We start from the raw sequence: 8404 nt of genomic DNA, 5'->3' as shown, positions 1-8404 counted from the left end.
CGCAAATAATACTTCCACATACGATAAAAACGTTCGTCATAATGGGTTGATAATTCAGGCCAGGCTTTATCGAAATTTTCCCACCAGGCCATAAGCGTTTTATCGTAATCCGTGCCGAAATTGTGCCAGTCTTCTATGACAAAACGTCCATTGATAACTGAGGCCAGTTCTTCGGCGGAGGGTAATTTGCCATTACGGAAGATATATTTGTCAATCCACGGATCAACTTTCAACGAGGTGGCATGAATGCCGATGGTATGTAATAAAAACAAACCCTCAGGCTTTAACAGCTTCATAGCACTGTCAAAATAAACCGGATAGTTTTTTGGCCCAACATGCTCAAACATGCCAATGGATACTATTTTGTCAAACTGGCCTTCAAGATCACGGTAATCCATTAACTCGATTGTTACCGGTAATCCAGCACAACGCTCTTGAGCCAGTATTTGCTGCTCTTTGGAGATGGTAATACCATAGACTTCCACGCCATAATTCTGGGCAGCGTACTGAGCAAAGCTCCCCCAGCCACAACCAATTTCCAGTACCCGTTCGCCGGGTTGAAGCATCAGTTTTCTACAGATTAAATCCAGTTTGCCAATTTGCGCCTGGGCCAGTGTGTCGGCGTTCGCCCAATAGCCACAAGAGTAACTCATTGTCGGATCCAGCATTGCCTGGAAAATGTCATTACCGGTATCGTAGTGTTTTTTACCTACTTCATAAGCCCGTTTACTGGTTTGGCGATTGAACAGGTTTTGTCGGATGATTTCGAAATACAGGCGGAATTTCGCGACACTCCCCAAATGCTTTTCGATATCAACCTTTAATAATCGATGAAACAACTCATCCAGTTCATGACATTCCCACATGTTATCCATGTAGCTTTCACCAAAGCCTAATGAGCCATGAGTCAAAATCCGGCGATAGACTCTGGAATCAAACACCTGAATATCCCATGGCTGATCGCCATTAAAACTGACGCCCGCCAGATGAGCGGCATCCCGAAGTATAGTGGGTGGAGAAACCGTTTTCGTTTGACTTTGCCGTTCTTCACTCAAATGAACATGGGCTGCTTTTGATGTTGAATCAGTCATAGATGGTATTTCTCCTCTATTCTTTCAGATTTACAGTCTTACCATAGCTGAAAAATCTGATGATTTGTATAAGGGAATTCCTGTTTTTTTGATCCTTCAGGCTTCTGCCAATTAAGCGTATTGTTCATATAAATTATGCAAATTAATCATTTATCGAGTGTTGGCTTAAAGTCTGTGATGAATATGCCGATATGTATCTCAAATTATTCTCAGCCAGATCGGTAGGATTTTTACAAATACCATCGATAAAAATAAGAAATCAAGGGGCAGCATCATGAAAAAAAATCTTCCAATAACTCATAAAGAAGTGCCTTTCCCCGAAGGCGAAGAGATCATTTCAACCACCAGCCTGAAAGGCATTATTACCAGCTTTAATGACACCTTCCAGAAAATCAGCGGCTTTGATGCTGAAGAATTAATGAATAAAAACCACAATGTCATCCGTCACCCCGAAATGCCTCCGGTAGCGTTCGAAGACTTATGGAAGACAATGAAATCCAATCATCATTGGATGGGTATCATTAAAAATCGGGTTAAAAATGGTGACCATTACTGGGTGGACGGTTATGTCAGCCCAATGATTGATAACGGTGAAGTTACCGGATATGAATCTGTTCGCAGCAAGCCCAGCCGGGAGCGGGTTGAAAGAGCTGAACGAGTTTATCAACGAATTAATAATGGCCAATCAGCAATTGATGGAAGCTGGCTATTTCGCCTGAATCTCAAATACCGTTTTTTAGTCGCCCAGTTAGTGGCATTATTTATATCGCTGATGATTGCCAGCTCACTGTTAGAAATCCCCCCCTACAAATCCGCTATTATCGCCGTGATAGCTGTTTTGGTTTTTCTGGGGCTCGCCACCTGGGCATTTTCACCATTAAAGAAAGCGGCTGAAAATGCTCGGAAGGAAATCAATAACCCGCTAATGGCATTAATTTATACCGGCCGCTGTGACGAAGTTGGTCAGATACTGCTGGCGACAGAGTTTTTGAAAGGACGACTGGGGACGACTCTGGGTCGGATACGCGACTCTGCTGCCAGCATCGAAACAGAAGCGGATAACAGTGCACATTCTGTTGCCGAAATTCAATCCGCTATTCGTGAACAAGCCATGCGAATGGAAGAGGTTGCGACCGCAATGACTGAAATGACTGCCAGCATTCAGGAGGTCGCCAATAATGCGGCCTATGCGGCCACCAAAGCTCGGGAAACCGATGAACTTTCCAAAAACGGGGTTTCCAGTGCATCCAAAGCAGTCAATTCGCTAAGTGATCTCAGTACAGCCATTGGCAATATTTCAAATGTTGTTGTTCAGCTGGATAAAGATACCCGCAACATTGGCCAGATCATTGATGTCATTACCAGTATCGCCGATCAAACAAACTTGCTGGCGCTGAATGCTGCGATTGAAGCTGCCCGTGCCGGAGAACATGGTCGTGGATTTGCCGTTGTTGCTGAGGAAGTTCGCTCCTTGGCCAGTAAAACGCAATTATCAACTCAGCAGATTCAAAACTTGATTGGTGAGTTGAATAACGCCGTCAAAGAAGCTGTAAAAGTCATGGAACAAAGCCAGCAAACCAGTGAAACCAGTGAACTTCATGTCAAAGCGTCTATTCAGGCATTGGAAACCATCGCCCATGAAGTCAGCAGTATGAATGAGCTGAACACGCAAATTGCTACTGCTGTTGAGCAGCAAAGCAGTGTCAGTGAAGATATAAACCGAAATATCGTACAGGTGAATGAAAGCGCGGCTCAGGTAACACATGGTGCTGAGATAGCGGATAACGCCGCCAATGGTCTTTCGACTCAATCACATCACATGAGCGATATGATTAAACGTTTTCAACAAGGATAAGCTTTGTCCATCTTAAGTCAGTTCAGCTTAAATTAAGCCTGGACAGTTAATATCCTGTGTAATTGTAAGTGATATTGATTTTTAGATTAGGAATGACGATGAAAAAGCCATTGAATGCAATATTACAAGGCCTCGGCTTATTGATGATGACGGCCTTCATCTCTGGCCCCGTCGTGGCAGATGATGTCAGCCATTCTGAAGCACGAATGTTACGTGAATCAGGAAAAATCCTGCCGTTGGAAACCATTATTGAAAAAGCCAAGGCTTACCGTAAAGGTGAAGTTATTGATACCGAACTTGAACGGGATGACGGTATGCTGGTCTACGAAATTGAAATTCTTGATGAGCAGGGACGTGTATGGGAACTTGAATTTGACGCAACCAATGGTGACTTACTCGAACTTGAGCTGGACGACTAAACATGCGATTGCTTCTGGTTGAAGATGACGTGCAAATGGGTCCAGCCCTGCAAAATGCGCTTTCCAATGCAGGTTATGCTGTCGACCTTTCGGTAGACGGGATAGATGCAGAGGCACTTGGTGATATCGAGCCCTATGATTTAATTGTTCTGGATCTCGGTTTACCCAAACGCTCAGGTATGGAAGTACTGCAAAACTGGCGGAGCCGGAATAACCATGTACCTGTAGTTATTCTGACAGCCAGGGGCAGCTGGGAAGAAAAAGTCCATGGCTTTAAAGCAGGCGCAGACGATTACGTCGCCAAACCATTTCAGACAGAAGAGTTGCTAGCGCGAATCAGTGCGGTACTGAAACGCAGTTCAGGCACCAGTGGTGGCCCATTACAGGTCGCTGGATTACTGCTTGATGAAGACGCACAGTCTGTGACATTGAGTAATGGCAGTCTTTTTACCCTGACTGGAACCGAGTTTCGTTTATTACGCTACTTTATGCTGCATCCCGGTCAGGTTATCTCGAAAAGTCGTTTGACCGAACATGTGTATGAATATGATAGCGATAAAGACAGTAATGTCATCGAAGTGTATGTTAATCGGCTGCGTCATAAAGTGGGTACTGACTTAATTCAGACCCGCCGTGGGCAGGGTTATATTTTCGGCTCTGCATGATTTCCCTTAAACGCCGACTGTCTCTGGGTCTGACGTTAACCTTAAGTCTATTGATTTTTCTGCAATGGGCCCTGATCACACTGGTGATTGAACGTGTTACCGAAACCCAGTTACTGGAGCGCCTGGAAAGTGAGAGTGAAGGGTTATTGGCCAGTATCGAAATCAGTCCGGACGGGACTTTCGAACTTAATTCCCTTCGACTTAGCAGCTTGTATCAACGGCCATTTTCCGGCCACTATTATGTTGTCTGTACAGAACAATCCTGCAAGCAATCGCGGTCTTTATGGGATGAGTCATTAGATATCGAACGACTACCAAGTGGCCAAAAATCCCAGTCATCTATCGATGGGCCCAATGATGAACGCCTGTTTACCTTACAACGTGGTTATTACAAGCAAGGTCACAGCCTCACCATCACGGTTGCTCAAAATATCAGTGCGTTGGATGAAGATATCTTTCAGTTTCAGATGCTTTATTCTCTGGTCTCTGCGATTGGTCTGGCTTTATTGCTCTTCATTCAATGGTTAATTGTCGGCAAAGCTTTACAACCTCTGCAGCAAATACAGCAGCAACTCTCCCGATTGCGCCAGGGTGAAACGGCAAAAATTGATGCGCAGGGCCCAGCAGAAATTCAGCCCATGATTGAAGAGCTGAACCGCCTGCTCAACACAATGACTCGAAAAACGCAGCGTTCACGTGTTGCTCTGGGCAATCTGGCTCATGCTCTCAAAACCCGGTTATCGTTACTCAACCAGACGGCCGAACGTGAAACTTTAAAAGACTTACCGGAAATACAAAATTCATTAAATCAGGTGAGCAAGGATATGGGACAGATTATCGAAAGGGAATTGAAACGCGCCCGATTATTAGGTTCACCTATGCCGGGTCAAAAAGTTGAACTTGAACAGGAAGTCACTGAATTAAGCCGCACATTACAATTACTTTATCGCGATAAATCCCCAATCATTGATTGGGAAATTGAACCCGGACTGCTGTTTATCGGTGATCGGGAAGACCTTCTCGAGATGCTGGGTAATTTGCTGGATAATGCGTGTAAATGGTGCCGCAAAAGAGTCAATATCCAGGTTTATCAAAACCATTATTGCTGTTTTGTCGTCGAGGATGATGGTGCTGGCTGTGACGATGGCGAATTGTCACAACTCGCCCAACGCGGATACAGAGCTGACGAATCCGTTGCCGGAAGCGGGCTTGGATTAGCAATTGTCGCTGATATCGTAGAAAGTTACAGTGGTGAAATGCTGTTCAGTCGATCGTCAATGGGCGGATTGAAAGTGGAAGTCAGGTTACCGTTAATCGTATAGAAAACCCGCCATAAGGCGGGTTTCCCAATGCTTATTCAGAATAAATCCCAATCTCTGCTGACTTTTCTCACTTCACCAGTCTCAGCATTGATATAAACATCCCACTCCTTACCATCTTTACCAAGTACTTCGATTTCATAATCCCAGCCACCAAAAAATGAACGGTTTTCCAGATCAATATCATCAATGATGCCCGGCCTGGCCTCCAAAGCGATTGATTTTGCTTCATCAACACTGATAAGACCCAGTTGTTCACTTTTCGCTTTTATTTCATGAATATCATCTGCAAAAGCTGGAAAGCTTAATACAGTACCAACTACAGAAAATATTAATAATTTTTTCATATCACGCCTCTTATTATCTATGATAGGCAACGATATAAAAGTAAAATTAAATCAAACTGAATATTAAAATTATTTTTTAGCATTTATACATAAAAAAACGGCCCGTCAAAGACGGGCCGCTGCTTTTTACGCCAGGATAGAATTACCTATCAATCACGTTCTACTTTACGAAGTTCACCAGTTTTAGCATGAATATCGATATCCCATTCAGTGCCATCTTCCTGTACAACTTCAACTTCGTACTCCCAGCCATTTCCGTTATCAATACCATCCAATTCAATATCGGTAACCACGCCAGGTTTTTCCTGTAAAGCAATGTTTTTGGCTTCTTCCATGCTGATCAAACCGAACTGTTCAGCTTTCATCTGCATCGTAGCGACATCATCATCTGCCATGACTGCTGCTGTTGAGAAAGTTAATGCTGAAGCCAGAAGTGTTGCTAGTGTCATTTTGTTAAATGTTTTCATTTTGGTACTCCTTTCCGATTAAGGTGTGCCCACTTTACAAATCAAAACTTAAATCAAACTGAATAGAGTTATCTTTTATTTTTTTTGATTTAAATTTCGTCGCTCTGCGTGTTCAGCAGCAAACTCATATAAATCCACCAAGTCTGTTTCCGAAACATCTATGATGGCCTCAATTTGAGAAAGTGCCCAATTAAAATCCTCTTCTTTTAATAGCAATGCCTTATCCGTTTTACGAACAAATTGATCATGATGTTTATGATGGTTATCTCGTTGTGGATATTGGCGTCCAGGCAGCAGATTATTGATCAGCAACGATAAAATCAGCAGACTTCCTGCATTAATAATCACTATGGCATAGACAAAATGCCAGAAAATTATATTTTGTTCCGGGAAAGCGATTACAGCGATCATCGCTGTTGCCGCAGCAGGCGGATGCAGTGCATGAAACAGATGCATGAAAAATACTGATAAGCCAACTGCAGTTGCTGTTGCCAAAATGGGATCCGTCATCCAGTAATGACAATTCACACCGACAATAGCGGCAATTAAATGTCCAGCCATTAACGGCCAGGGCTGGGCCATTGGGCTGTGTGGAACGACAAACAATAAAAATGTTGAAGCTCCCATGGAAGCGAGAACCAACACTTGCATTTCAGTGGTCAACTGCAACTGGTTAATAGCCATCATCAGTACCCAAATAGCCATAAAGGCACCCAGGCTGGCACTTAATTTCTCTCTTAATTTTGGATGGTTTGACAATAATCGTTGCTGCTCTTTTTGCAGACTCTTAGATAGCTTCATTGCTGATTCAGATTTACGTTTTTGGTTAATAAAAACCGCTTATCTGCCTCGTTGCATAATAAGCGGATGCAAAAGAAATTTACTCACAGAGAAAGACGCAAACTATCATCCTCGTTATCTGGCTAACGCCGGCCAGAGAATTCCCGAGTGAAAGCGTTATCCCCAGAGCTTGTTTATTTTTCATCTCCTCTATAAATTAAGAATACTCACCATAAATCCTGTAAAGATCTGTACGCACCTCAATGACTCCAACGGCAATATCACACAACGGTGATAACCGTTATTTCAATGCTGGGTAACAATCAGATTGAATCTCCCAATAAACACAACATCACGGTGTGCAAATGAAAGTTGCCGTATAGTTTGCAGGGGACCGGTTTGCTGATGAGAAGGAATAAAACGTTTACTTCCCGGTTGATTACGGAACGTATTTTTATATAAACAGTCTTTTAATAGCTCAACATGACGCTCTATAAATCCATAAAACACCGTTTGACGGATAATATTGAGAATTTCAGGCATTATTGCCAAACACTGTTATACAAACAGGCATTTTACATGCCTATTTAAAAACGCATAGTATTGGTCCATCTTTTAGGAGTCAATTAATAATGCAACTGACCACGCATACTGACTATGCGCTTAGATTGCTGGTATATCTGGCAATACACCATGGTAAGCAGGCTGCGACCATNNCACGCTTTGGCATTTCATCCAATCATCTTGCTAAAGTGGCACAAACGCTTGTGCAACATGGTTATATTGTCAGCCATCGAGGTCGTGGAGGTGGCTTAAAACTGGCTTTACCGGTAAATGATATCGGCATAGGAAAACTGGTCCGTAAAACCGAAAATCTGCAATTACTTCCTTGTTTCGGTGATGAAATCGCCTGTCCTATCCAGCCTGCATGCATACTGCGAAATGCTCTGCATAAAGCTCAGGCTGCTTTTTTAAAGGTGTTGGATGATTACACCCTGGCTGACGTAATCTTCAATAAAGATCGCTTACAGGAATTGCTTGAAATACCGGAATCCGCATGAATACCTGGCAGCAATGGCGCATAGAACAAAGGTTACGCTTGACGGAGCAACGGCTTGAGTTTGCCAATGAGCTGCGTGTTTTACATCAGGTTGCCTTATTTAAAAAGTTACAAAGCGTTATTGATACTCTCCCTAAAGGCGTCATTGGCTTTTACTGGCCGGTGCGTGGCGAAATTGATTGTCGTGATTTTATATACGGACTTATCAAACAGGGTTGGCAAGCGGCTTTACCAAAAATTATAGACCCGCAACAAGCCTTGCAATTCCGCCAATGGGGTCCGGAATCTATCATGCAGGCTGAGGTATGGGATATCCCCGTGCCACAAAACACGCAGGTTATTCAACCGGACGTGCTACTTATTCCACTAGTGGGGTTTGATGCAAATTTACATCGTTTAGG

General features: G+C 43.3%; 11 protein-coding genes. 6 read left to right on the top strand and 5 right to left on the bottom strand.

Annotation, left to right across the window (positions count from 1 at the left end; translation table 11 throughout):
• Positions 1–1091: cyclopropane fatty acyl phospholipid synthase (gene cfa / locus B3O33_RS12240; RefSeq protein WP_292363715.1), on the bottom strand; the 1091-nt coding region annotated here is incomplete at its 3' end.
• 274 nt (positions 1092–1365) lie between these two features.
• On the opposite strand from cfa, the gene B3O33_RS12235 reads away from it, so the two are divergent.
• From B3O33_RS12235 to B3O33_RS12220, 4 genes are all read left to right on the top strand, one after another.
• Complete coding sequence (locus B3O33_RS12235; protein ID WP_292360905.1) at positions 1366–2946, top strand: methyl-accepting chemotaxis protein; 1581 nt, start codon at positions 1366–1368, stop codon at positions 2944–2946.
• Positions 2947–3044: 98 nt separating this feature from the next.
• Positions 3045–3365, top strand: a complete 321-nt coding sequence (locus B3O33_RS12230) for a PepSY domain-containing protein (RefSeq protein WP_292360907.1) — start codon at positions 3045–3047, stop codon at positions 3363–3365.
• Positions 3366–3367: 2 nt separating this feature from the next.
• Complete coding sequence (locus tag B3O33_RS12225; RefSeq protein ID WP_292360909.1) at positions 3368–4030, top strand: response regulator transcription factor; 663 nt, start codon at positions 3368–3370, stop codon at positions 4028–4030.
• A complete protein-coding gene (locus tag B3O33_RS12220; protein WP_292360911.1) occupies positions 4027–5352 on the top strand; it encodes a sensor histidine kinase in 1326 nt (441 codons plus the stop codon). The genes B3O33_RS12225 and B3O33_RS12220 overlap by 4 nt, the downstream gene beginning before the upstream one ends.
• A gap of 35 nt (positions 5353–5387) precedes the next feature.
• On the opposite strand, the gene B3O33_RS12215 is transcribed toward B3O33_RS12220, so the two are convergent.
• The 4 genes from B3O33_RS12215 to B3O33_RS12200 form a co-directional block, all read right to left on the bottom strand.
• On the bottom strand, positions 5388–5696 hold the full coding sequence (locus tag B3O33_RS12215; protein WP_292360913.1) for a PepSY domain-containing protein: 309 nt from the start codon (positions 5694–5696) through the stop codon (positions 5388–5390).
• 149 nt (positions 5697–5845) lie between these two features.
• A complete protein-coding gene (locus B3O33_RS12210) occupies positions 5846–6163 on the bottom strand; it encodes a PepSY domain-containing protein (RefSeq protein ID WP_292360915.1) in 318 nt (105 codons plus the stop codon).
• A gap of 75 nt (positions 6164–6238) precedes the next feature.
• Positions 6239–6964 carry an HPP family protein gene (locus B3O33_RS12205; protein ID WP_292360917.1) on the bottom strand — a complete coding sequence of 242 codons (726 nt, stop codon included), beginning with the start codon at positions 6962–6964 and terminating at the stop codon, positions 6239–6241.
• A gap of 285 nt (positions 6965–7249) precedes the next feature.
• Positions 7250–7486: a hypothetical protein gene (locus tag B3O33_RS12200; protein ID WP_292360919.1), complete on the bottom strand. Its 237-nt coding sequence runs from the start codon at positions 7484–7486 to the stop codon at positions 7250–7252.
• An 89-nt stretch (positions 7487–7575) separates the two neighbouring features.
• Between B3O33_RS12200 and B3O33_RS12195 the strand changes: the two genes are divergently transcribed.
• Positions 7576–8004, top strand: a complete 429-nt coding sequence (locus tag B3O33_RS12195) for an RrF2 family transcriptional regulator (RefSeq protein ID WP_292363713.1) — start codon at positions 7576–7578, stop codon at positions 8002–8004.
• Positions 8001–8404 (top strand): 5-formyltetrahydrofolate cyclo-ligase (locus B3O33_RS12190; protein ID WP_292363711.1); only part of this gene is annotated, 404 nt, incomplete at its 3' end. The genes B3O33_RS12195 and B3O33_RS12190, both read left to right, overlap by 4 nt.

Origin of the sequence: Methylophaga sp. UBA1464 (assembly GCF_002325665.1) — a bacterium.
Lineage (GTDB): Bacteria > Pseudomonadota > Gammaproteobacteria > Nitrosococcales > Methylophagaceae > Methylophaga.
The sequence above is the reverse complement of the archived record's forward strand: the minus strand, read 5'-3'. Positions and strand labels throughout refer to the sequence as shown.

Coding starts and splice junctions, on each gene's coding strand:
- B3O33_RS12235 (WP_292360905.1), top strand. CDS start 1,366: ATGAAAAAAAATCTTCCAATAACTCATAAAGAAGTGCCTTTCCCCGAA.
- B3O33_RS12230 (WP_292360907.1), top strand. CDS start 3,045: ATGAAAAAGCCATTGAATGCAATATTACAAGGCCTCGGCTTATTGATG.
- B3O33_RS12225 (WP_292360909.1), top strand. CDS start 3,368: ATGCGATTGCTTCTGGTTGAAGATGACGTGCAAATGGGTCCAGCCCTG.
- B3O33_RS12220 (WP_292360911.1), top strand. CDS start 4,027: ATGATTTCCCTTAAACGCCGACTGTCTCTGGGTCTGACGTTAACCTTA.
- B3O33_RS12215 (WP_292360913.1), bottom strand. CDS start 5,696: ATGAAAAAATTATTAATATTTTCTGTAGTTGGTACTGTATTAAGCTTT.
- B3O33_RS12210 (WP_292360915.1), bottom strand. CDS start 6,163: ATGAAAACATTTAACAAAATGACACTAGCAACACTTCTGGCTTCAGCA.
- B3O33_RS12205 (WP_292360917.1), bottom strand. CDS start 6,964: ATGAAGCTATCTAAGAGTCTGCAAAAAGAGCAGCAACGATTATTGTCA.
- B3O33_RS12200 (WP_292360919.1), bottom strand. CDS start 7,486: ATGCCTGAAATTCTCAATATTATCCGTCAAACGGTGTTTTATGGATTT.